Raw genomic sequence first — 24,055 nt, 5'->3', positions numbered from 1 at the left:
TAACTCAATGCAGATGGCGCGGCTTTCTCCCCCCACCGTGGCCACCGTGATTGCCTCCCGATCCCCTGGGAGGCTTTCCAATTTCCAAGGAGTGCACCAGTGCATCGAAGCGTTGCGCAAACAACTTGTCAACTTCTGCAACCACCCCGCCCAATTCACTGGCATCAAAGTGGCGCTCCATCATATTGATCATATCCTGCACCAGCAGATCTCTTTGGACCTGCATGATGGCGGCCGGATTGGGTCCCACAAACAACATAAGAAAGTCATCACGTGATTCACCAGACTGCGGGTCTTCCTCGCTGTCATAGTCGGCATCGTAGAAGGTCACTTCGATGGCAGCGCCCGTTTCGGCAATTTCATTGAGATTCATGCAGACCTCATCCAGCGTCTGTCTGAAGTCTTCGTCTCCAGGAACCGTCCAGCACATCTGCAGCACGTGGTCAGCCGCGTCAAACTTGATGCCCGGCTCGTCTTCGTAAGAACTGACAGCCCCGTCCGCAAACGAGTTGCTACCGGCGTATTTCCAAAGTGGCTTGAGAGATTCCTGCAAGGTGGAGAAACCCACATCCGCCCGCAAAGGCACCTGACCATGGACATGAATCTCGAAGGGTGCGTTGTAGCGTGCCATGGTGATGAGTGTAATGTTAGATGGTGCCCGAGACCGGAATCGAACCGGTACGCCCGTTATTCACGAAGCGGCGGATTTTAAGTCCGATGTGTCTACCTATTTCACCACTCGGGCACGCTAGCTATTGTGGAACAAAAATGCCCCGCCAAAGAACAATGACGGGGCATTCAAGAGCCTGATGGATGGAGGCGCGATCCGGAGTCGAACCGGACTAACCGGATTTGCAATCCGGGGCATAACCGCTTTGCTATCGCGCCACTATTCTTTTCGTTAAAGAAAAAGGGAAGCGGCTGCTTCCCTTTTCTGGAATGTGGAGCGGGAAAAGAGTCTCGAACTCTCGACCTCAACCTTGGCAAGGTTGCGCTCTACCAACTGAGCTATTCCCGCGTTTCAAGCCTCAAATTATAGCGCGTTTTTTGAATCTTTTGGCACTAAGCCAAACTTTTCAAAAAATTTTGCCTCAATGCTTGATCGTCTCTTGCACGCCGCCGGTCTTCACTGCGGCCACTTCGGACGGAACCACATCCTCATCAGGCAATGGGACCGGCATGGACTCCAGCGCGACTTCCAACACCTTGTCGATCCACTTCACAGGAACGATCTCCAGTCCGTTCTTGACGTTTTCGGGTATGTCCTGCAAATCCTTGGCATTCTCTTCCGGGATCAGCACGGTCTTGATGCCACCACGCAATGCGGCAAGCAACTTTTCCTTCAAGCCACCAATCGCCGTTACTTCACCCCGCAAGGTGATTTCACCGGTCATGGCAACATCCCCACGAACAGGTATACCTGTCAAGGCTGAGACAAAGGCAGTCGTCATCGCCGCACCAGCACTTGGACCGTCCTTGGGCGTGGCGCCATCGGGCACATGTATGTGAATGTCCTTCTTCTCGAACACTTCATCCTTAATACCTAAACGGCGGGCCCGGCTTCGCACTACAGTGCGTGCTGCCTCAACAGACTCCTTCATGACGTCACCCAACGAGCCGGTGCGTGTAATCACGCCCTTACCTGGCGTGAGCGCCGCTTCAATGGTCAGCAGATCACCGCCAACTTCGGTCCATGCCAAGCCCACCACCTGACCGACCTGGTTTTGCTGCTCCGCACGTCCATAGGTGTACTTGCGCACACCCAAGTACTCGTTGAGGTTCTCTGCCGTCACCTTCACCTGGGGCTCCAGCTTCTTCAGGAGCAGGCCCTTGACCACCTTGCGGCAGATCTTGGACAAGTCGCGCTCCAGGGAGCGAACGCCGGCTTCTCGGGTGTAGTAGCGGATGATGTCACGCACAGCATCTTCCGAAATGGCCAACTCGGACTCTTTCACGCCATTGTTCTTCATCTGCTTGGGTAGCAGATACCGGATGGCAATGTTGGCCTTTTCGTCTTCGGTATAACCCGACAAGCGGATTACTTCCATGCGGTCCAGCAATGCTGGCGGTATGTTCATGGAGTTCGAAGTCGCCACAAACATCACGTCGCTCAGGTCGTAATCGACCTCCACATAGTGGTCGCCAAACTTGTGGTTCTGCTCCGGGTCCAACACTTCCAACAACGCACTACTGGGGTCGCCCCGGAAGTCAGTACCCAATTTGTCGATTTCGTCCAACAGGAACAACGGATTGCGTGTTCCGACCTTTGTCAGGCTCTGCAGAACCTTGCCGGGCATCGCGCCAATATAGGTGCGACGGTGACCACGGATTTCCGCTTCGTCACGCATGCCACCCAGTGCCATTCGCACGTACTTGCGTCCAGTTGCCTTGGCAATGGATTGCCCCAGCGACGTCTTGCCAACGCCCGGAGGGCCGACCAGGCACAGAATCGGCGCCTTGACTTTGTCCACCCGCTGCTGCACTGCAAGATATTCCAGAATGCGGTCCTTGACCTTGTCCAGGCCATAGTGGTCCTCATTCAGCACATTTTCCGCATTGGTCAGGTTGTGCTTGATCTTCGTCTTGGTGTTCCAGGGAAGGCCGGTCAACACGTCAATGTAATTGCGCACCACAGTGGCTTCTGCGGACATGGGCGACATGAGCTTGAGCTTCTTCAGCTCCGCTTCTGCCTTCTTCTGCGCTTCTTTAGGCATCTTGGAAGACTTGATCTTCTTTTCGATCTCTTCGATGTCTGCGCCATCTTCGCCCTCGCCCAGCTCCTTCTGGATCGCCTTGACCTGTTCGTTCAGGTAGAAATCGCGCTGGTTCTTTTCCATCTGGCGCTTGACGCGACCACGGATCTTCTTGTCGACATTGAGGATGTCCACCTCACGCTCGATCTGTTCGAACAGATTCTCCAGGCGATCCTTCACGCTCGACAGGCTCAAGACGGCCTGCTTGGCATCCAGCTTGAGGGGCAGGTGTGCCGCGATGGTGTCCGCCAAACGGCCGGCATCGTCAATGCTGGATATGGAAGTCAGGATCTCGGGCGGAATCTTCTTGTTCAGCTTGACGTACTGGTCAAATTGCTGCATGACCGCACGGCGCAAAGCCTCAATTTCGCTGCTCTTTCCATGAACTGCTTCATCACTGGATTCGCCCATATCAATGGGAGACACGTTGGCCGTGAAGTGCGATTCGCTTTCTTCAATGTGGTTCACTGAAGCGCGCTGATGCCCCTCTACCAAGACCTTGACGGTTCCATCAGGGAGTTTGAGCATTTGCAGGATGGTGGAAACGCACCCCATATCGAACATGTCCGATACCAGGGGATCGTCCTTAGCCGCGGCCTTTTGCGCCACCAACATGATGCGGCGTTCTGCTTCCATGGCGGCTTCCAGAGCCTTGATGCTCTTGGGGCGCCCCACGAAGAGCGGAATCACCATGTGGGGAAACACCACCACGTCTCTCAGAGGCAGCAGCGGCAAATTGATTGCGTCGGTGGGTAGGGGTGTGTGGCCAGACATGATTAAACCTTTTCGTAACCGTTCAAATATGGTTCGCTATCCTGCGAATTCAAGCGCTTGCCCACTAGCAACTGGACAAATGTCTTCGTATCTGCGCCAAACCTGCCCGAAAGCCTTTTCAAACAGCATTTCGGGCATGAGGTTCACTAGGCCTTCTTGGCCGCTTCGCGGTACACCAACAAAGGCGGCTTGTTCTCGTCAATGGTGGACTCATCTACCACCACCTTTTCGACGTTTGCCACGTTGGGCAACTCGTACATGGTGTCAATCAAGGACTGCTCCAGGATGGAACGCAGTCCCCGGGCTCCAGTTTTGCGGGCCAGAGCGCGCTTGGCAATCGCCTTGAGTGCAGACGGGCGGATTTCCAGCTCTGCGCCTTCCATGGCCAGCAACTTGGCATATTGCTTCACCAATGCATTCTTGGGCTCGGTCAGAATCTGAACCAATGCGTCTTCGGTGAGCTCAGCCAATGTGGCAACCACCGGCATACGGCCGACCAGCTCAGGGATCAAGCCAAACTTGATCAGATCCTCAGGCTCCACGTCCTTGAACACCTCGGTGAGGCTGCGCTGCTGCTTGCTCTTCACACTGGCTGAAAAACCGATGCCAGAAGACTGGGTACGCGCCTCAATGACCTTTTCCAGACCAGCGAAAGCACCTCCGCAAATGAACAGAATGTTGGTGGTATCGATCTGCACGAAGTCCTGGTTGGGGTGCTTGCGACCGCCCTGGGGGGGGACGCTTGCCATGGTGCCTTCAATCAGCTTCAGCAGTGCCTGCTGCACGCCCTCCCCCGACACGTCACGGGTAATGGACGGGTTGTCGGACTTGCGGGAAATCTTGTCGATTTCATCAATGTAGACGATGCCTCGCTGAGCACGCTCCACCTCGTAATTGCAGCTTTGCAGCAACTTCAGGACGATGTTTTCCACGTCTTCACCCACATAGCCCGCCTCAGTCAGAGTGGTGGCATCGGCCATGACAAAAGGCACGTCCAACATGCGCGCCAGGGTCTGTGCCAGCAACGTCTTGCCTGAGCCGGTGGGGCCAATCAGGAGAATGTTGCTCTTGGCAAGCTCCACGTCATCCTTCTTGGACTTGTCCTTGTGGCGCAGTCGTTTGTAATGGTTGTACACCGCAACGGCCAGTGTCCGCTTGGCGGGCTCCTGTCCAATGACGTAATTGTCCAGATTGGCCTTGATTTCCGCCGGAGTCGGCAGTTCGCTCTTGATGTCTTTGCCTTGGGTTGTAGCCGGCAGCTCGTCCCGAATGATCTCGTTGCAGAGCTCAATGCACTCATCGCATACGAAAACCGACGGTCCGGCTATCAGCTTCTTGACCTCGTGCTGACTCTTGCCACAAAAGGAGCAATACAGGGTTTTCTCGCTGGAAGTGCCTTTTTTCTCGGCCATGTGCTAACTGCCCTTTAACAACTTGTTACGCGGATGATAACCAAATAAAAAACGGTGCCTACCCGCGAATAGGCACCGCTTCAGCAGGGTTTAGACCCAGGCCGGATCAGGGACGCTTGGAAATCACCTGATCCACCACGCCGTACTCCTTCGCCTCGTCGGCCGACATGTAGTAGTCACGCTCGGTATCACGCTCGATCTTGTCCAAAGGCTGGCCGGTGCGCTCGGCCAGAATCTTGTTGAGCTGCTCGCGCGTCTTCAGGATTTCGCGCGCGGCAATCTCGATTTCCGTCGCCTGCCCCTGGCTGCCACCGGATGGCTGGTGAATCATGACCTTGGAATTCGGCAATGAGAACCGCTTACCCTTGGCTCCAGCAGCCAGCAGGAACGCGCCCATGCTGGCGGCCATGCCTGTGCACAGAGTCGACACGTCGGGCTTGATGAAGTTCATCGTATCAAAAATCGCCATGCCGGCGCTGACGGAGCCGCCAGGTGAATTGATGTAGAAAGAGATGTCCTTGTCCGGATTTTCACTTTCCAGGAACAGCAACTGGGCCACAACCAGATTCGCAGTCTGGTCATTGACCGGACCCACCAGGAAAATCACGCGCTCTTTGAGCAAGCGTGAGTAGATGTCGTAAGAACGCTCGCCACGCCCCGACTGCTCGATCACCATGGGCACCATGCCCAGGCCTTGAATGTCCATTGCGCTCGGCGCTCCGTATTTCACGTTCATAGCAACTCCAGAAAAGGTCTACCAACTGTAACTAAAAATTTGACACAAAAACAAATGGGGCTATTGCGCGGAACTGCAAGTCCCGCACAAGCCCCATTTATTTCGCGTTCTTGGCAGATCAGTTCTGAGCCATCAGGTCGTCGAAGGACACAGACTTCTCGGTCACCTTGGCCTTGGACAACACGAATTCAGTCACATTGTTCTCAATGACAATGGCTTCCACTTCCGCCATGCGACGGTTGTCGCCGTAGTACCAACGCACCACGTCAGCCGGTTTTTCGTAGCTGGCAGCCAGTTCGTCGATGTGTGCCTTGATCTGCTCGGGCTTGGCGGCCAGGTCGTTAGCGCGCACCAGCTCAGCCACGACCAGGCCCAGACGCACACGGCGTTCAGCTTGGGGGCGGAAGATGTCATCTGGAATGGGCGCCTTGTCTGCGTCCTTGATGCCACGTTGCTTCAGGTCGGCGCGAGCGCCCTCCACCATGCGGTCCAGTTCAGCTTGCACGCTGGACTTAGGCAAGTCCAACTCAGCCTTGGCGATCAGGGCGTCCATCACCGCTTGCTTGTTGCGGTTCAACAGGCGGTATTTGACTTCGCGCTGCAGGTTCTTGGTGATGTCGGCACGCAGGCCTTCCACGGTGGCATCGGCAATGCCCAGCGCCTTGGCCAGAGCTCCGTCCACTTCGGGCAAATGCGCTGCTTCAATCTTCTTGACCGTGACCAGGAAGTCGGCTGTCTTGCCGGCCACATCCTTGCCGTGATAGTCCTCAGGGAAGGCCAATGGGAACGTCTTGCTTTCGCCGGACTTCATGCCGCGGGTCGCTTCTTCAAACTCCTTGAGCATCTGGCCATCGCCCAGAATGAACTGAAAGTCGGTTGCCTTGCCGCCGGCAAAGGGTTCGCCATCAATCTTGCCTTCGAAGTCCACAGTCACGCGGTCTGTGTCCTGGGCAGCAGCGTCGTGCGGGCGCTGAGCGAAAGTGCGACGCTGCTTACGCAGAATTTCGACCGTCTTATCGACTGCAGCGTCGGTCACTTCGGTGCTGATCTTTTCAACTTCAGCAGTGGACAGATCAGCGATCTTGACTTCGGGAAAGACTTCAAAAACGGCATCAAAAGCCATTTGGCCTTCGGGAGACGCTTCGGATTCGGTAATTCTGGGCTGGCCCGCAACGCGCAGCTTGGCTTCATTGGCGGCGGTGGCAAATGCCTCGCCGACCTTGTCGTTCATCACTTCGTAATGCACGGAATAGCCGTAGCGCTGGCTCACCACATTCATGGGAACCTTGCCAGGACGGAAGCCGTCCATCTTCACCGTGCGAGCGAGCTTGCGAAGACGGGACTCCACTTCATTCTGGATGATGCCCACAGGCAGCGTCAGCGTGATCTTGCGCTCAAGTTTTTCTAGGGTTTCTACAGTAACAGCCATCACTCACTCCTGGTATTTTGGTGTGCTTAAGTCAACCCGCGATTGTAGCCGACGGGCAAAGTTGGCCCGCAGAGACCCGCTTCGTCTCAGAGTCCACGGCGCAGGAAGTCTTCGTAGGCCTTAGCAAGTCCAGTAGATAAGGATGTCTTGGCAGTCCACCCCAACGCATTGAGTTTGCTACTGTCCATCCACTTACGTGGTGCACCATCGGGCTTGGAGGTATCAAACGTGACTGCGCCGCTGTAGCCCACTGCTTGGGCGACCGCCTGGGCAACCTCCGCAATCGTCACGTCGCTGCCATAGCCCACATTGATATGGCTCTGCATGGGCTTGGTCTGAGATTGGTAGACCTCCAAAGGCAGCTGCATCACGAAGACGCTGGCTGCGGCCATGTCGTCCACGTACAGAAACTCCCGGCGTGGTGTCCCTGTTCCCCAGATGGCCACTTCGGGCGCGCCACTGAGCTTTGCCTCGTGGAAACGACGAATCAATGCAGGAATGACGTGGCTGTTATCGGGGTGGTAACTGTCACCTGGACCATATAGATTCGTCGGCATTACGCTACGATAATCCCGCCCATATTGGCGGTTGTAGCTCTCGCACAACTTGATGCCGGCAATTTTGGCGATGCCATAGGGTTCGTTTGTAGGTTCCAGAGTGCCTGTCATCAGTGCGTCCTCCGTCATAGGCTGCGCGGCCAGGCGAGGATAGATACAGCTTGAGCCTAAAAACATCAGCTTTTGCACCCCGTTGACGTGGGCTGCGTGGATGACGTTGGCCTGCACCATCAAGTTGTCATAAATGAAATCCGCTGGATAAGTATTGTTGGCGTAGATGCCGCCGACCTTGGCCGCGGCCATGTAAACCTGTGTGGGGCGCTCTTGTTCGAAGAAATGATGCACTGCTGCTTGGCTGCAAAGATCCAGCTCTACTCTGGTGCGGCGCACGATCTGATCTTCACGAATCCCGCCGCCTAATAACGTCCTAACAATGGCAGAACCTACTAGACCATTATGTCCTGCGACAAAAATTTTTTCTGACATGAATGCCTCTACCAACTAGTTAAGTAATGCGAAGCATGGCGAGCAAAAACACAACTGCTCTCCAAAATCTTCAATCAACGAATACATACTAGCCGATACAAGTTACAGTATGCTCCGCCAAGCGCTTCGCCTGAGAAAAGTCGCTCGTAGCGCGCGCGCGCGGCGTCACCCATCTTTTTTGCCAGGCGTTGATCTGTCAATAAGCGATTGCAAGCCGAAGCAAATTCTTGAGGTGACTCAGGAGGAACCACCAAACCAGTCACTCCATCTTCGTTGACGAATGACGTACCAGAGCCCACTTCGCAACACACCATGGGTTTGGAAAACATTGAAGCCTCGACCAACACCATACCAAAGGCTTCAGATCGCATATGTGATGGAAACACAACAGCCCTGCATTGGCGCAAAAGATCGTCTCTGCGCTCTTCCGTTACTTGCCCCAAGAATGTAACGTTGTGCGCGCCAAGACGTTGTGCAAGCTCCTTCAACGCCTCGCCTTCTGGACCGGACCCTGCAATGACAATTTGCCCCTTGATCTCTAAAGCAGCTTGAATCAGAGTGTGCAGTCCCTTGTAGTAACGCAAAACACCAATAGCCAAGACAAACGGCACACTTTCGCCGGCCACCGGTCCGGAGCCGTCCTCAGATTGAATTGAAGTATCGCGGCGATCTACTATTCCCAACGGGATTGTGTGCAATTTATCGCTCGGCACATCCTGTAGCAACACGGGACTAGTCTTCGCGTACGCAGGAGAGGTTGCAACGACAGCAGCCATAGAACGGATGGTGCGAAGCATCAAAGGACGGTACACCATATTCAGAACACGCTGCCTGACGATGTCCGAGTGGTAGGTGATTACGGCAGGCTTATTGGCACGTCTGAAAAAATTAAGAATGTCTCCGAAAGGCCAAGGGAAATGGAAGTGAATTACATCCGCCCATTCCGCCAAATTCAGAAACTCAGCAATTGAATCGAAACCACCAATGTCACACGATGCAGGAGCCATCCAGGACTTGCTGCGAACCGTCTCAGACGGACCATTCAAAACGACTTTAGGTATAGGATTCGGAGACAGGGCAAAAACTTTTGATTCAACACCATATCCTGAAGTGGCCAAGCAGATTTGGCGGATAGCTTCCTGCAACCCTCCCGGCGGATCAGGGAAGTACGTCCTATAAACGTGAAGTACTCTCATGAAGCAGATCTAATTTCGAACAGGATCATGCCAAAGAAGCTTTAGCGACTTGGAGCATGCCAATCAGAGTTTCCTCCAAAGATGGCATCCGCAGAGACACCCCATGGGATGAAAGTAACGTTAGCAGCTTATCAGGGCATCCACTTAGGCGATGTAATTCATTTGCACGAACAAACGCCGGATTGACATCGACCTTCAACGCATGTCCCGACAGACGGGCAAGGTCCTTTACAACCTCGGCCAAGTCGTGCGGATGTCCAGAACACACGTTGTAAACCTCACCGGCGGCTCCAAAGGCAAGGAGAGACATGTAGGCCTCACATACCATGCTCACATCGTTGAACTCGCGCTCCACGTGCAAATTTCCCAGACTGACACTCGATGCCCGTCTCACAAAGTGGTCCACCAATTTAGGAATCACGAAGTTCAGGTGTTGTCCAGGGCCTGTGTAGTTGAACGGCCTCACGATTACCACGGGTAGCCTATCCAGATACGTCAGCGCCATATGCTCCATCGCCAATTTACTAGCGGCATAGTGATTGACAGGTGCAGGTGCCTGAGTTTCCACAATGGGAGAAGAAATACAGTTGCCATACACATTGGCACTGCTAGCCAGCAACACACATTGGGGTGAGCGAGGTAGCTGTGTAAGCGCCGCAAGCAGGTTGCATGTTCCAACCACATTGACGGCATAAAAGGCCGCATCATCCGAATGCCCGACAAAAGCGATCCCAGCCAAATGAACCACAGCATCTGGTGCGCTGGCCAAGACTGCCCCCAACACTCCCTTTTGGTCTGTCAGGTCTGTATCGAAAGGAACAATTTCGTGCCCGGAGTTTCGCGCCAAATTGGCAAAGTGAATCCCGGTAAAACCGTTTGCACCAGTCAGCAGAATCTTCAAAACGAGAACCCTTGTGCATTCCGACGCAAGTCCGCATCCACCATCATCTGGCACAATTGCTCCAGCGTGGTTTTGGGTTCCCAGCCCAATTTCTCCTTTGCTTTGGCGGGGTTACCGATCAATAACTCCACCTCGGAGGGACGGTAATACTTCGGATTTACACGCATGACCGTCTTACCTGTTGCAACATCTACTGCAGTTTCCGTCTCGCCAGAGCCACGGAAATCAAGCTCCACTCCCACCCCCTTGAAAGCCATACGCACAAAATCTCTTACCGTTTCGGTACGGTTGGTCGCCAGCACATAGGTGTCTGGCTCATCTACCTGAAGCATGCGCCACATACCCTCAACATACTCTTTGGCGTAGCCCCAGTCACGTTTGGCATCCAAGTTTCCAAGCTCCAACAAATCCAGCTTTTCCATCTTGATCTTCGCGACCGAATCCGTGATCTTCCGGGTAACGAACTCCCGGCCTCGCAAGGGACTCTCATGATTGAAGAGGATGCCGCTGGTCCCAAAAATGCCATAGCTCTCACGATAGTTGATGGTCATCCAATGGGCGTACAACTTGGCCACTCCGTAAGGACTACGCGGATAGAAGGGCGTCTCTTCCACCTGTGGAATAGCCTGCACCTTACCAAACATCTCTGACGTACTCGCCTGGTAAAAGCGAATCTTTGGGTTCACCAAGCGAATTGCCTCAAGCAAATGAAGGGCACCAACTCCGGTAATCTGCGCAGTAGTCCCGGGTTGCTCAAAACTCACACCAACAAAGCTCTGCGCTGCCAGATTGTAAATTTCATCAGGCTGCACCCGCTGAACAAGCGCAATGCTGGCTCCCAGATCCGTTAGATCATATTCAACCAAGTGCAAGTGCGGGTGCACATGACCACCTGCATCGTCAAGGCGCCAAAAATTCACCGAGCTGGTACGGCGATAAGTGCCGTACACAGTGTAGCCCTTCGCCAGCAAAAGGTGGGTTAAGTAGGCACCATCTTGTCCGGTAACACCTGTTATCAATGCAGTCTTCTTTTTCATGATTTTTATCAGAACAATAGTATTAATTATATCCCAACAACGAATCCTTTCGTCATCGAAATTTCATTCGCAAACTTGAATTTTAATAATGCAGGAATCAAAGTCAGCCGTTTCGAACCATATATTAGCCTCATGGACCAAAGTCAACTCCAGACTGAAAATACCTATCGACGCTGGGGCGACCACATCCACCATCTGCGAAACATTTGAATTCAACGCTATAAAATTATTCGCAAGATTAGTTCGAATTCCGTCAAATATAATAATTTCTCCACTGTCACTTCGCCAATGGTAACTAATATGTATTGGGCATTCACCAAAACCATTCCAATTCTTTTGAGAAATATTAGAAATTATTACTTCAACTGAAAATTTTTGGTCAGCTGAAACACTCTCAGGAATAGACTTAACATCTAAATTCCCTGCATAGTCTTCTGGATCGCAAAGTGGCAAATTACTGTCATGCAAAAGCCTCGGATTTCGCCAAAGTTGCACACCATCAACTTTCGTGTGCAGTTTTCTGCCAACTGAAAGTACTGCAGGTCTCTCAACTTCTAGCACCCAGCCAAAGGAAAGGAAGCTGTCAAATAAAGCTGCTTCAATCTGCTTGCTATGTGTTCCGATAAGTACCATCGCTACTTTTTCATTTAAAAACTCCATAGAAGCTGGAATCAGCGGGATTTCGGCACCCTGAATGTCTACATGAACTAAGTCGATATGGTCGCAATCTTGTGGAAGAAGCGATGACAGCGGTATTTGACGAAGGTGCATGTATTTTCCAGTTTCCAATAAACCGACTAACTCATCGTCAGAAACATTGAAGCGTGCCTCCAATCCCCAGGAAACACCCGAGTGCTCTTGAATTGGGAACAAAGCGTGACCTTCTTGCCAACTTGCTATGCCGTGATGCACTACATAGTCACCACTATTAAAACCATTTTCAGTAAGTGCTTCGTGGGCAAACTGAACGTGGCCCGGATCGCCTTCGACGCCGATCAGAGTAACGTCTAACCCCTTCTGCCTCGCAACTACACCCGTAATATTCAACCAGCAACCCCAGCCACATCCAAGCTCGACTACTGTAAATTTTTTTCTTGCTAGATCTAAGGCCCGTAATGCAGCACCAAACTCGGCTAAATCAGCATGCCAGTTAGCGGGAATGGGTGGGGCCTCGACACCTTCCCTGTCTCCAACAACAAGCGGCAAGTGTTTCGGGTTTACTTTAACGCCAAATGCATTAGTTACGAACCCTGGAGTCGGAGTGATGTCTGTCAAAACATACTTCATCACTAGTTTTTCTAGTCGACCAATTGACGACTGATAAAAGTAAAACTGGTCACTTGAATTTAATTGCATCTAAAACCCCATGTAAAACGCATACCAATTATTTTCATTTCTTTCTTTTTAATAACGCAACACATTACTTGCAGGTCGCTTTAAATATTCGACCAGCGGACGTCTGAGGGCATTGAAAATCAGTAACTGAAAATCCAAAATCATCAAGCATGTTAAGAAAATATTTTGTATTAAAACACAGCTCCATCCAGCCATGGTGTGATATAGACCAAATTCCTTGACCTGTTGGATTCAGCCCCCAATCATACGGAAGTTCGTCAGTGACCGTCTCACCAGCGAAAATTATCGAACCTCCCGGCCTAAGTATTTCCTTTAAACGCAGCAGCAATGCACGGTGATGGATGCAATGATGAAAACTTTCATAAAACACAATTACGTCGAACTTAGAATTTAGGTTAAAAATACTAAAGTAATCGCCATGAATTGGCTCAACAGGAAGAGAGTATTTTGAAAACCTATTTTTAACAATATTTAGGTATTTTTCTTCTATGTCAAGTACTGTTACTCTATAGCCCGACAATGCCAATTGCAACGCCGGCGTACCCCAACCAACACCCATTTCGAGAACCGAACTTCCGATGGGAATGCCATCAAATGATTTCACGATGGATCCCGCAGCAATAAGTTGATCGCCAATAGTACGTGGCGACTTAGTGTTATACGGATAAATATTATCTAACAGATCATCAGAAAAGTTATACTTCTCATTATTTACATCATAACTTTTGTCATGCAAAAAATTATATTGATTCAGCCAAAAGTTCAAATACTCATCCGAGTTTGGATCAGCTGGTGGGGTTGGAAATTCAAAACTGAATTTTGTGAAAAAATGTAGTAAGCACTCGTCAGAATGATTTGCCATGTGATAAGACAAACCTATAAATCGATCAAGATCAGGCTTTGATTTAATTCTATAGCCGCATGTCAGAATACTCTCCCCCCACCCCTCCCTTCCCCCGATATTATTACTAGCACCAATTTCCTTAATCATCAGCCCCAATTCACGAGAATCATTGCCTGACGGATACCTTTCTGATACAGTCATCGAAATTAATCCATTGCTTGATGAACAAACATGATTTCTATTAATTACTATAACTTGGTTACCAGACAAAACCTCAAACTCAATACAACCGCGATCCCCCTTAAACTCAATTCTCGCACCAATAGAAGGAAGTGAATATATATAATGAATTAAAAAATACGAGTTGTCGCCTTCAACACCAAAATTAACCACCGCAGTTTTTTCCATCCATCTCCAAAGTTCATCTTGCGAGGTTTCAACAGCATGCCAACCTTTAACCAAATGCACATCACCCGCAACTATGTCGCATACATAAGGATCGATAAATGGGTTAAAAACACCTGGCGTCCTTTTTTTCTTTATTATTCCAGTCGATAAAAAATATTTTTTAATTCCTTGCTTTATTTTATTTCTTAGCACACCCCCCCCTTTTTAAACGAATACATCATTACGATCTATTGTATTAATTAATATATTGCGAGCACTACCTTCTTGTAAAGACATACACCTTGGAACCGATAAAATTGAAAATAAGTGCCGCGCCAGAACCCAATGCCAATGAAATGAAAGGCAATTTTTGCAACTCCCCAGATATATTTTGGGTATAAAAAAAAGTTGCAAAACTTATACCCATTCCAACCCCTTGAACGATTAAGTACTTTAAATACTCCTTTTTTTTCCAGTTTGGACGATTTGGCCTTTGAAAGCCATATTCCTGTTAAGGTGCCAAGTAGCAACAGTGGCAGGCAAAAAAGCGAGCACCCTTGCCGGGACCATTGACATATCTAGTATATATAGAAAAAACATGAAGCAACTTGCATCAACCAAAAATCCAATCATTCCGACGCCAACAAAAGCAAATACCTGATTTGCCAACTTGCCTGCTTTAGTTCGGGCCATAAGATTATGATCGCCACGAAAGCAATCGCATCTCATAATTCATTTTTTCCTGATGACTGATACTATCAAGGATAAGTCCTATGGATATCGTGACCACGGCAATAATTTCAAAAGCTGTCGCAAGAATTGCAAGGGGAACGTGGTAGATATACCTGTACGCGATCCAGTCATGAAAAACCGGAATTGCAGAAACTACTCCTGTTATAACCATCATTAACGAAATGAAACCGTAAAATCTCAGTGGCTTGTAATGACGAAATATGTGAAAGATGGTGAAAATGACCTTAACACCATCTGCAATAGTGTTAAGTTTTGAATAACTCCCTTCTGGTCGATCGACATATTCAATCTCCAGCTCCATGATTCGAAAGCGCTTATCTAATGCATGAAGTGTCAACTCGGTCTCAATTTGAAAACCAGCAACCAAAATAGGATAGTTCTTGACGAACTTACGATTAAAGACCCGATAGCCACTCATTATGTCCTTCAGAGAAGATTGGAAGAACATGTTGATCATTTTCTTTACCAATTCGTTACCGAATCCATGGAGACTACGTTTATTCTGTTCCGAATAATGGCCACCTGAATGGCGGTCGCCCACCACCATATCTGCTTGACCTGATAGTACAGGTGCGATGAGATCCCGGACCCGACCAGCTGGATAGGTTAAATCTGCATCGGCCAAGACGTATATGTCAACGTCAATATCCAAAAATGCGCGGCGCATTGCATTACCTTTTCCTTGCTGGAATTCGTCTATAACCGAGCCTTTGCAACCGATGTTACTCAATGTTGACCGAGCAATCTCTGCGGTGCGGTCTTTTGAATTGTTGTTGATAACGTATATCTCGGCCTCAGGCAATGCCGCGTTAAATTCAATAATAACGCTTTCAATAGTTACTTCTTCATTGTATGCGGGAAGAATGATTGCGATGGAATGCGTCATATTTATTTAATTAGTGTGGAGAGGTTCACGAATTGTGATTAGCCGTAAAGCAACACCCAGTTTTCTGGTATCCGAACTTAACCCTAAATCTTCAGGCGATATGGGATCTGGTATTTCGATTTTTATATTTTCATCTCTGCGATCTGATGCGATTGATATTTTCACCGTCGAAGGTTTTCCGCTTAGGACGAATTTATACAGTTTCCCACCTATCTCCATTGAGATTGGTTCACCGATATTCGGACCAAAAGCAAATGCATCTAATGTTAATTCAAATTTCTCCGGAAGTGGCTTGGAAAATGTTAATAATAGTTGTTTTCCAGTAGACCATCGACCAATCTGCTCTTTAACTGCAAGGCCTTCGACTTTTCTAAGCTGGGGTGATAGTGATTCGTCGAGAAAATTCACCGTTAAGCTAGACGCAATACGCACCAAAGTATATGAATCTAATGAGGACTCCTTTGGCGCCACATTGAAATTTGACAAATTAAAAGGTTGCGTCCTTTCCGGTATGCGAATCATTTCTTTTATATCAAATGGATTATCATATGATCCCATTAACAATAGCCACTCCTTGTTTTCCGAGATCGAGTGTGGATCGATACGACTATTATTTGGAAGAGTTATAAATGCCGTTTTCTGGCTCTTCATATAGAAATGTGCCCTAAATATACTGCTCAATTCTGGCGCAACTATAACGAGCTTCGCGACATCCGACCCCAGGTATCTCTGAACAAATTGTCCTGCTTCATCATAGGCATCGGACTCCAAGCGCAATCTCATTTCTTTGTTGGTAAAGTGCCCTGACAGTAATATTGTTAGTGGCAAATAAAACCATATATATAGCTTTGCGCCTGTTCGTAGATGAAACATTGACACAATCGAACAAATTATTCCTAATACCCCCAAACCTGAAAAAACGTAAGGGTTGTAGGTAAAGGCACGTAATTCGGGGCCATCAGCAATGCCTGGTAAATAGCCTCGCATTCCGGTAGCTACAGCATATGCCGAAATTAGCGCGATTACGCCAATACTTAAGAGTTTAAATTTAGAAGTTCTTGAACCGTCGATATCCTTGTTTACTTCAACGCCAATGATAATATAAAACAATGGAAATAAAAAATCGTAATATCGTAGTGAAAGACGTTGTATATTTTCATATGGACTAGTGCCTTGTACTCTAGCAAAAAAAATGGCGGTGACCACAATCAATAAAATAAGCAATGTTGATGTGAAAATATTCAGCGCCCTAAGTTCTAAGCGTTTTCTGTCTTCGTCATTCTTAAAGTAAATACTGATATTCGACAGCATCGCTAGCGGCAAGGCAAACATCACTGCGACCGCAAGAATATTCCCCCAAAGGTTGTATGCTGTCAGGGGTATTAAATGGCGAATTTGCTGCATTCCGCTGGCTGATGTCGCGGTTGCAGTGTAGTCCGTCCCCAGAATATCTAAGCCCGCTTTACCCACTACCAGATAACCTATGCCGAGCCTGCAGCTCAGAAATGCGATGAACGAAATAAATACTAACCCACAAACTTTTACGGCATTTTTATAATTTGGTGTGGATAGCAGAGGTAAGGCAATCACTGCCCATAGTCCAGGCAAGAGGAATACAGCATGGACCTTAACCATAGTCATTGCACCCAGTGCAAAGCCTGCGAAAATTACGGATGCAATTGGCTTCCGAGAAAACCCTTTTAGCGTTATCCAAGCAAAGAGATAAAACCCAAAGTAGTACATGGACTCGGGCATGAAATATGCCGTGTACACGTTAATTGGTGAAAAAACAGAAATCGCTGTTACCCAGAGCGCTATACGTCGTGAAAGGTATTGACGAGCCAAGCTGTATATAAACGGAATAGCGGCTAGAAAAAACAATGCATTAATCAGTCGTGCGCACTCCAGAAACCCATCGCCGCATTGATTCGTGAGGCTGTAAATGCCAAAGTAGAGGTACGAGGGCCGCTGCGCGTACTTAATGTCGTAAAGGCGAGAAAACAGGTTGTAAAACCACTCGTCAGCAAAGACAGAGGGATACATGCCAGCATTTCTTGCCGTAAGAAATACAAGTAGTGAAATCGCCAAAATAACCAGACTGCCAACCATAGTGAAACGCGATTGTGCAACCGAATTTCGGCTCTTGCATTTAGAGTCTAGAAGGCTCATGGTCGTCTGCTTTTAGGCAGTGTGTTCTTCAGCAGTTGCTCACTGCTTTGAGCCCACGTTAGCCACCGCATGCCTGCACTGGATGGCGCCTTGTTCCTCTCCTTCAGCACCAGCCAAGCTTTTATAGTGCGAGCAAGAGTCCTCCCGCCAACACCATCAAAGTAATACGCGTTTTTACCTGCGACCTCCTTAAACACCGGCAATCCTCGAGCGATGATGGGCAATGCATATTGCGCGGCTTCAATGAGTGGCAGCCCGAAACCTTCAGCCTGTGAAGTTGCCAACAATGCGGTGCTTGTGGTGTAAATTTTCTGCAGATACTCGTCGCTGATTCCTTCTAACCAGTGCAACCTCTTATCCCTCTCAGGGTGGCTCCGCAATTTGTCTATGAGTACATCGACGTTCCAGCCCCCTTTGCCTACGATCACTAGATTAACGTCCAACCCTTTCTTCCAAAGCTGTTCAAAAGCGCTCAGTGCCTGCGCGTAACCCTTACGCGGCTCGACGGTACCAACCATCAGAAATGACGGGGCAGAAGACAATATGCCCAGAGTGACTTCGGCCCCCTCGGGTAACCCATTGGTTGGCTGACTGCTTTGAATATCAGCACCTAGATGGAAATAGGTCACTGGCAGCCGTCTAGCCGGTTTAGGTGGATGCCGGTGCAACCAAGCCTTAACTTCGTCGGCGACTGCCTTTGATATACATACCAGGCTGTCGGCATATTTTGTCAAGGAATCAATCCAACCGGTGAAAGCAGCAGTCATTCCTTCGGAATGCCATTGCCGATTGTTTAACGGCGTTAAATCATAAACAACATAATGGATCTTCACTCCGACACCGCGCATCTGACTAAGCGTTGCGTTCATGCCAGGAAAGAGATGGGCCGTCAAATCCAGGCCGATATACACATCTCCCTTGTTAAATAATAACGGTGCATTTTCTCCCGCTTCTTGCTTCGATCCAACGAACCCCGCTGCGAAATGACGCGCGTATCGAAGTCCGCTAAAACCTGTCTCCGAATAAACAGGCTCCACACGGTACCCGTCTGGTTGATTAGTAATTAGATGCAAGAGGATGCTACGAACTACCCGCTGGATGCCGGATTTTGCGTCGCGGTTAACTAGTTCGGAGATGTCGACCAGTAGCTGCTTTTGCTGCAGCTTTGGCTGGTTGTAATTTAAGGCCTGCATTACCCGATCCGCATCAATCACGGATGGGTTGACCGCCAGCTTTAATTTGTCCAAACGTTTAGCAATTTGGGTGCATCGTTGCTTGACGCTGCCAAACTTCGGGGACACTTCGGCAGAACTACGGGATTGGAACTTTTCCTCAAACGCATCCAATGCAATCCGCGCGCTACGCTCCCAAGAAAAGCGCGCAGCTTGCTGGAGTGCATGCGCTTTAAGCGACTCTCTGAAGGCCCCATCTTTCAAGGCCTTTTGTATAAGCTCAGAAATATCCTGAACGGAAAGGGGATCGAACAACGCGTCTTCTCTACCAATGACCTCGGGAAGGCTCGTCGTATTAGAGGCAATCACTGGCGCACCGCACGCCATCGCCTCTAAAGCGGGTAGGCCAAATCCTTCGTGCAGCGAGGGGAAAACATAGAGTTTGCAGAGGCTATACAGCCCACGCAGATCCACATCACCGACATAACCTGTAAGCAATAACTCGTCCTTCTTGAGCCCCAGTGACTTTGCCTTCGCCGATAAATGGTCCCGAATGCCATCTGGAACCTTACTGCCGATGACCAACTGGTGCTGTTTGCGAAGTTTTGGAGGCAGCGCCGCGAAGGCCTCAAGTAATCGGTCAAAATTTTTTCGTGGGTCGAACCCGCCGGGCACATAAAAAATGAAAGGGCGTGCAATATGGTACTTGGCAAGAAGGGCTGACGCAGATTCAGCAGAGAGGCTTTGAGGCAGAAAACTGCTGTCAACTGCTGCGGAAATATTGACTACACGATTCGGAGAAATTTTCAGAAATTGAATGGCTTCTTTTTGGGACGAGGACGAGATCGCCAGTAATAGTTCACTTCGTTTGAGCGACTCCAGTTTGTTCAGGTAATACGCACGGTAACCAATATCTTGGAGATATAGCTCTGGTAAGGCATATGGAATAAGGTCATATAGAGTTGTTGCCGTCGGCATTTTTAAGGATGCATCGGAGTGTACTGAAGTCACTACATTGTCCAGCCATCCCTCGAACAAACTTGCCACATGCAGAACATCCGGCTTTAGGGCGGCGATGTGTTGTTCGCGAAGAAGCTCCGATGCACGGGTGCGCCAAATGTTCTCTGGAACCATTTCAGCAGATTGCCCTGCCGTCGCGAAGATTGATATGCTGCCTTGATCAACGATTCCGTCGAATGTCTGCCTCAATACAGGTACTGATTCCGGGAACATCTCGTTAAGTACCAAAGTTACGCGATGTTTCCTTGCCTTTGCCTCAACGGCCATCGCCCGGGCCAGAGACAACGAATATCGGCCAATACCTCTAAAACGACTTTCGCCTTGGACGGCGTTAAGGTCAATAACAATATGCATTTGCAATCCAATAATAGTTTAAATCGGTCTTTTGCCGCGTATTCAGTTAGCGATTAGGGTTTGGTTATCCAGCGAGAAAGCACCGATTGCAACTGCTAATTCTCGTAAGTCGCCACCAAACTGAGATTGCTTGGCATCGACAACAAAACGGACATGGCGGTAAGAATTGCCGTTATGTGGAATGGTCAACGTATGAAACGCTCCGTCTGGAGAAACATAGATATTTCGCTGAACGGCGATGTCATCAACAAAAATATCTACATCCGCGCCTGCAAGAGAACTCCACCAAAAAGTCAGCAAACCTGGTTCGCAGTCGAAAGCAGGCTCACGCCGAACCCAAGCCTGGCGTCTAAAAACTGTTGTTTCTGTAGAGTAGAAGTTGGTGAGATTTTTGATGAACGGCACGTCCAATGCCGCCAGAGGCAAGCCATTGTGATCGGATTTAAATGGAGTCAAAGTGACCTCTGCCATTGCTACGCCATGGAATTTTCCGCCAATCCAGTTTTCGTCGCTTGCTCTCAACTTGAAATGGAGACTACTGTTGGATGATCCCTTTCTATGCGGAATTTCCAAGGTGAAATATGACCATTCGCGATAAACCTTCAAATCACGCTGCACTATCAAACCATCGATGAATATGTCCACAAGTGTCTGATGAACTGAACGCCACAGAAATTTCAGCTCTCCCGGTGCAGATGAGAATCCAAATTCGGGCAGCGACCAAGCGAACAACCGGTATCCGTCGTATTCGATCTCATGGAATCCATCTGTTATTGAATGAATCACCTCTCCGCTTTTAACTTCCCGATAAAGATCAGCCAAGGTACGAGCGGCCTGCCGCCAGGTAAAGTTTGCGCGCGTAACGAGTGTAGAAATCAAGCTTCGCGGTTGCGACATCATTTGGGCTATACCGCGAACAATGTCGGATACGTCGTCATGCCTGACATACTCTGCTCCCTTACCAAAATATTCTTGAGCGCACCCTTCATCGGTAATAACGAGTTTGGCGCCGCACGCTGACGCTTCCAAGGCTGCAAGCCCCGGAGTCTCCAGCGTACTCGGTAAAGCAAATAACTCACAGGCGGCGTAAGCCGATTTGAGGATCGGCGAATCATGAGGAAGCGAGCCTATGTATTTCACCTGATCACCGCCTTCGGCAAAGCAGGCTTTCGCGTATTCTGGATCGCGTTGGTAACCGATCAGCACCAGCTTGAGATGGGGAAATTCCCTCATCGCTTTTATCAAATTAATTTGGTTCTTCCTGGCCTCGATATTAGCGACGTTCAGCACAAATGGCCCATCGATACCGAAAGTGCCGCGAAATAGCCTTGGGTCTGATGGCTCGAAAAACTCCTCATTCACACCGTTATAAACAGTAGAAAATTTTTCCCGAGGAATATTAAAAACCTTAGCCAGAAGCGCGCACTCCATATTGGAGTTACAAACTACGCGATCAGCAAGAACAAACATCGTTCGGATTTCATCAAAAGGATAGTTGCCTTTGTTATCCTCCGTGATCCATAGATTTGGGGATACAAGGAGAGGGAGGTTAAGGCTTTTAATGAAGGCGCAAAAGTGCAATGATCCACTCATACAAGAAAAAAAGTGTACGACGTCAAATTGCTGAAAGCTAGGCTCCCATGGATCAAATAGCGTAACGTTCACCGATTCGGCCGGTAGAAATTCTCTATATTGCAGTAGCTGGACTTCCCCCCCTCCTGGCGTATGAAAAGCCGTCGGGTATGTGCTAAATAGTATATTCATTTGCTTTAGACTTTTTTCAATTGCAATTGAAGTCACGAGTAGCACCTGCAGCGAAAATCAACTCCAAGGCAATATCAGCCCAGCTTATTAGTTCAATCATTTTAGAAAAAAGCAACATTACCATCTTTCAACTTAATCTATTTCTCTATGCGATCAAAAAGCTCACAGGCATTCGTATCATTTTGCAGCTAGCGTACTTTACCCCCACACACTTCACGAAAAATACTGAGCTCGCAATTGGCATTTATTATGTTGTAACTTTTATAGTTGGAAATCCAAACTTCTATTTTTTGGAATGGGACAGAAAATCACTTACATTTGAATGGCAGTATGCGAATTCATCAACAGCTAACGCGCAACCCGTTTTCTGCTCAATTGCTTCCAACATCAGAAATGCCCTTGAAACCGTAAATATCTACTCATCCCACTAAATTATTTAAAAATCAACAACCCTAAACATCTAACACAACCATGTTATATTTACAATTAAAACAATCGATGAAAATGCATTATGTATTAATATGAATCAATATATGAGGCCAAAGGTTGGATTGCATTTTTTAAATCCATGGGAAGTGATGCCCTCGGGGTAATTTTATTTCTCTTAAGCAAATTATTTATTGATAATCTTATTTCATCAATATCGCTCGGATCTACTTGAACACACTGATCTGCAAGAAGCTCTTGCACCCAAGCTCCACGAGATAGAACCATTTGGCAACCCATTGCCGCAGCCTCTATCGCAGAAGATCCTGGAAAATCAAATGGCAATTCGACATAAAGATCACTATATGCAAGTGCAGATAAATGCAATTCGGATCCGAATGGCATTGAAGGTATAAAATGAATGTTTGAACCTGCTTCGCTTCTGCAACGCATTAAATAATCTTGATCTCGCACACGACCAGAAATAATTAAATCAATATCCAATTCATTAAAAGCCCTTACCGCTGCAAGTTGATTCTTCTGTGGCTCAATAATTCCCGGCCATATTGCATAGCGACTAAACCCATACGATTCACGAAAAACATCGGACACTCCAGATCGAAGAAAATGATGTGACAAGAGAAAAGAAACCTGAATTACCGACTTTCCTTCCAGGTCAAAAAATTGACGAAAATGAGCTTCCTCAGCTCGTGAGCGAAATACAACTGCCTTAAAATATGAAAGCAGATATGCCATGTGAGCAAGGTGCTCAGAGGTTGGTGGTGTAACGAACCAAAGATTGGGCCAAAGAATCAGGGGAATACCGGCGTCGACAAGAGGCAATATCAAATACTCTGAGCCGCCACCCAAGGAAGTGTGGATAGCGAAGTCATATTCGGACACATCAATGGAGTTTGAACCATATATATCAGCAATATAGCCGGACTCCGTCAACGCTTCTCGTAGCAAAAGAATTTCACGTTCACCACCGCCTTGGAACATGAAAGCACCGGGGTTCGTTGTCAACATTACTCTTTTCATGGATTAATCTTCACTTCGCCATTCAGAGTTAAATGCCTGTGTTCAATCACTCGCCCATTATTGAGCATAAAATAAAGCTGTTCACAGTTACCAATCGGAAAATCTGGATATTCATCCAATTTCAGCCCCATCAACTTTAGATAAATAACGCGTAGCGTTCCTTCATGGCCGACGATCAATATTTTCTCGCCATCTCGCCACGATTTTGAATGAATGTCAAACCAGGCAGATATACGGATGATCATTTCTCTGAATGTCTCGCCGCCCGGGTGACGTAAGTCCGGGAAGAGCCAAGGGCGACGGTATCGCGCATCGCTTGCCCGCAATTCCTGCAGCGTAATATGGCTTACGTCCCCCGTATCTAGCTCCATAAGCTGATCATAGACTTGAACATCAACTTCTTTCATTAAGGGCTTGACCGTATGAATGGCACGCGACAACGACGATGAATAGACTCTGTCAAAACCAATAGTCTTGAGGTAATTACATGCAGTGGCGGCCTGCGCGATTCCGTTTTGAGTTAGGGGGTAGTCCAACTGCCCACATACCAAATTAAGTACATTGGCCTCGCTCTGACCATGACGAAGTAAATAAATTTCCAC

At 48.6% G+C, this 24,055-nt stretch carries 17 protein-coding genes and 3 tRNA genes; all 20 read right to left on the bottom strand.

Annotated elements, in window-relative coordinates:
* Window positions 1-4: 4 nt before the first annotated feature.
* The 20 genes from AAGF34_RS19560 to AAGF34_RS19465 all read right to left on the bottom strand — a co-directional run bounded on the left by AAGF34_RS19560 (window position 5) and on the right by AAGF34_RS19465 (window position 24,055).
* A complete protein-coding gene (locus tag AAGF34_RS19560) occupies window positions 5-631 on the bottom strand; it encodes a DUF6806 family protein (protein ID WP_342617375.1) in 627 nt (208 codons plus the stop codon).
* 21 nt (window positions 632-652) lie between these two features.
* Window positions 653-745 (bottom strand) — tRNA-Leu (locus AAGF34_RS19555).
* Between the two features lie 69 nt (window positions 746-814).
* Window positions 815-888 (bottom strand) — tRNA-Cys (locus tag AAGF34_RS19550).
* Between the two features lie 54 nt (window positions 889-942).
* Window positions 943-1,018, bottom strand: a tRNA-Gly gene (locus tag AAGF34_RS19545).
* A 73-nt stretch (window positions 1,019-1,091) separates the two neighbouring features.
* Window positions 1,092-3,527 carry an endopeptidase La gene (gene lon, locus AAGF34_RS19540; RefSeq protein WP_342617374.1) on the bottom strand — a complete coding sequence of 812 codons (2,436 nt, stop codon included), beginning with the start codon at window positions 3,525-3,527 and terminating at the stop codon, window positions 1,092-1,094.
* A 146-nt stretch (window positions 3,528-3,673) separates the two neighbouring features.
* A complete protein-coding gene (gene clpX / locus AAGF34_RS19535) occupies window positions 3,674-4,939 on the bottom strand; it encodes an ATP-dependent Clp protease ATP-binding subunit ClpX (RefSeq protein ID WP_342617373.1) in 1,266 nt (421 codons plus the stop codon).
* Window positions 4,940-5,045: 106 nt separating this feature from the next.
* Window positions 5,046-5,675: an ATP-dependent Clp endopeptidase proteolytic subunit ClpP gene (clpP, locus tag AAGF34_RS19530; protein ID WP_342617372.1), complete on the bottom strand. Its 630-nt coding sequence runs from the start codon at window positions 5,673-5,675 to the stop codon at window positions 5,046-5,048.
* Between the two features lie 118 nt (window positions 5,676-5,793).
* Entirely contained in the window at window positions 5,794-7,104 is a 1,311-nt protein-coding gene (gene tig, locus AAGF34_RS19525; protein ID WP_342617371.1) for a trigger factor, read from the bottom strand.
* A gap of 86 nt (window positions 7,105-7,190) precedes the next feature.
* On the bottom strand, window positions 7,191-8,147 hold the full coding sequence (locus AAGF34_RS19520) for a GDP-L-fucose synthase (protein ID WP_342617370.1): 957 nt from the start codon (window positions 8,145-8,147) through the stop codon (window positions 7,191-7,193).
* A gap of 74 nt (window positions 8,148-8,221) precedes the next feature.
* Window positions 8,222-9,292, bottom strand: coding sequence for a glycosyltransferase (locus tag AAGF34_RS19515; RefSeq protein ID WP_342617369.1), 1,071 nt, complete (start codon window positions 9,290-9,292; stop codon window positions 8,222-8,224).
* A 76-nt stretch (window positions 9,293-9,368) separates the two neighbouring features.
* Window positions 9,369-10,244: a GDP-mannose 4,6-dehydratase gene (locus tag AAGF34_RS19510; protein WP_342617368.1), complete on the bottom strand. Its 876-nt coding sequence runs from the start codon at window positions 10,242-10,244 to the stop codon at window positions 9,369-9,371.
* On the bottom strand, window positions 10,241-11,281 hold the full coding sequence (gene gmd / locus AAGF34_RS19505) for a GDP-mannose 4,6-dehydratase (RefSeq protein ID WP_342617367.1): 1,041 nt from the start codon (window positions 11,279-11,281) through the stop codon (window positions 10,241-10,243). Before gmd ends, AAGF34_RS19510 begins: the two co-directional genes overlap by 4 nt.
* 63 nt (window positions 11,282-11,344) lie before the next feature.
* Window positions 11,345-12,637: a class I SAM-dependent methyltransferase gene (locus AAGF34_RS19500; protein WP_342617366.1), complete on the bottom strand. Its 1,293-nt coding sequence runs from the start codon at window positions 12,635-12,637 to the stop codon at window positions 11,345-11,347.
* Between the two features lie 64 nt (window positions 12,638-12,701).
* A complete protein-coding gene (locus AAGF34_RS19495) occupies window positions 12,702-14,081 on the bottom strand; it encodes a class I SAM-dependent methyltransferase (protein WP_342617365.1) in 1,380 nt (459 codons plus the stop codon).
* A gap of 484 nt (window positions 14,082-14,565) precedes the next feature.
* Entirely contained in the window at window positions 14,566-15,507 is a 942-nt protein-coding gene (locus tag AAGF34_RS19490; protein ID WP_342617364.1) for a glycosyltransferase family 2 protein, read from the bottom strand.
* 6 nt (window positions 15,508-15,513) lie between these two features.
* Window positions 15,514-17,676 (bottom strand): glycosyltransferase family 39 protein, encoded by a 2,163-nt coding sequence (locus AAGF34_RS19485; protein WP_342617363.1) that lies wholly within the window; start codon window positions 17,674-17,676, stop codon window positions 15,514-15,516.
* Entirely contained in the window at window positions 17,673-20,222 is a 2,550-nt protein-coding gene (locus AAGF34_RS19480; RefSeq protein ID WP_342617362.1) for a glycosyltransferase family 1 protein, read from the bottom strand. Before AAGF34_RS19480 ends, AAGF34_RS19485 begins: the two co-directional genes overlap by 4 nt.
* 42 nt (window positions 20,223-20,264) lie before the next feature.
* Window positions 20,265-22,022, bottom strand: a complete 1,758-nt coding sequence (locus AAGF34_RS19475) for a glycosyltransferase family 4 protein (RefSeq protein WP_342617361.1) — start codon at window positions 22,020-22,022, stop codon at window positions 20,265-20,267.
* 480 nt (window positions 22,023-22,502) lie between these two features.
* Complete coding sequence (locus AAGF34_RS19470; RefSeq protein ID WP_342617360.1) at window positions 22,503-23,441, bottom strand: hypothetical protein; 939 nt, start codon at window positions 23,439-23,441, stop codon at window positions 22,503-22,505.
* An 8-nt stretch (window positions 23,442-23,449) separates the two neighbouring features.
* Entirely contained in the window at window positions 23,450-24,055 is a 606-nt protein-coding gene (locus AAGF34_RS19465; RefSeq protein WP_342617359.1) for a histidine phosphatase family protein, read from the bottom strand.

The sequence above is a fragment of the Rhodoferax sp. GW822-FHT02A01 genome (assembly GCF_038784515.1).
GTDB lineage: Bacteria > Pseudomonadota > Gammaproteobacteria > Burkholderiales > Burkholderiaceae_C > Allorhodoferax.
The sequence above is the reverse complement of the archived record's forward strand: the minus strand, read 5'-3'. Positions and strand labels throughout refer to the sequence as shown.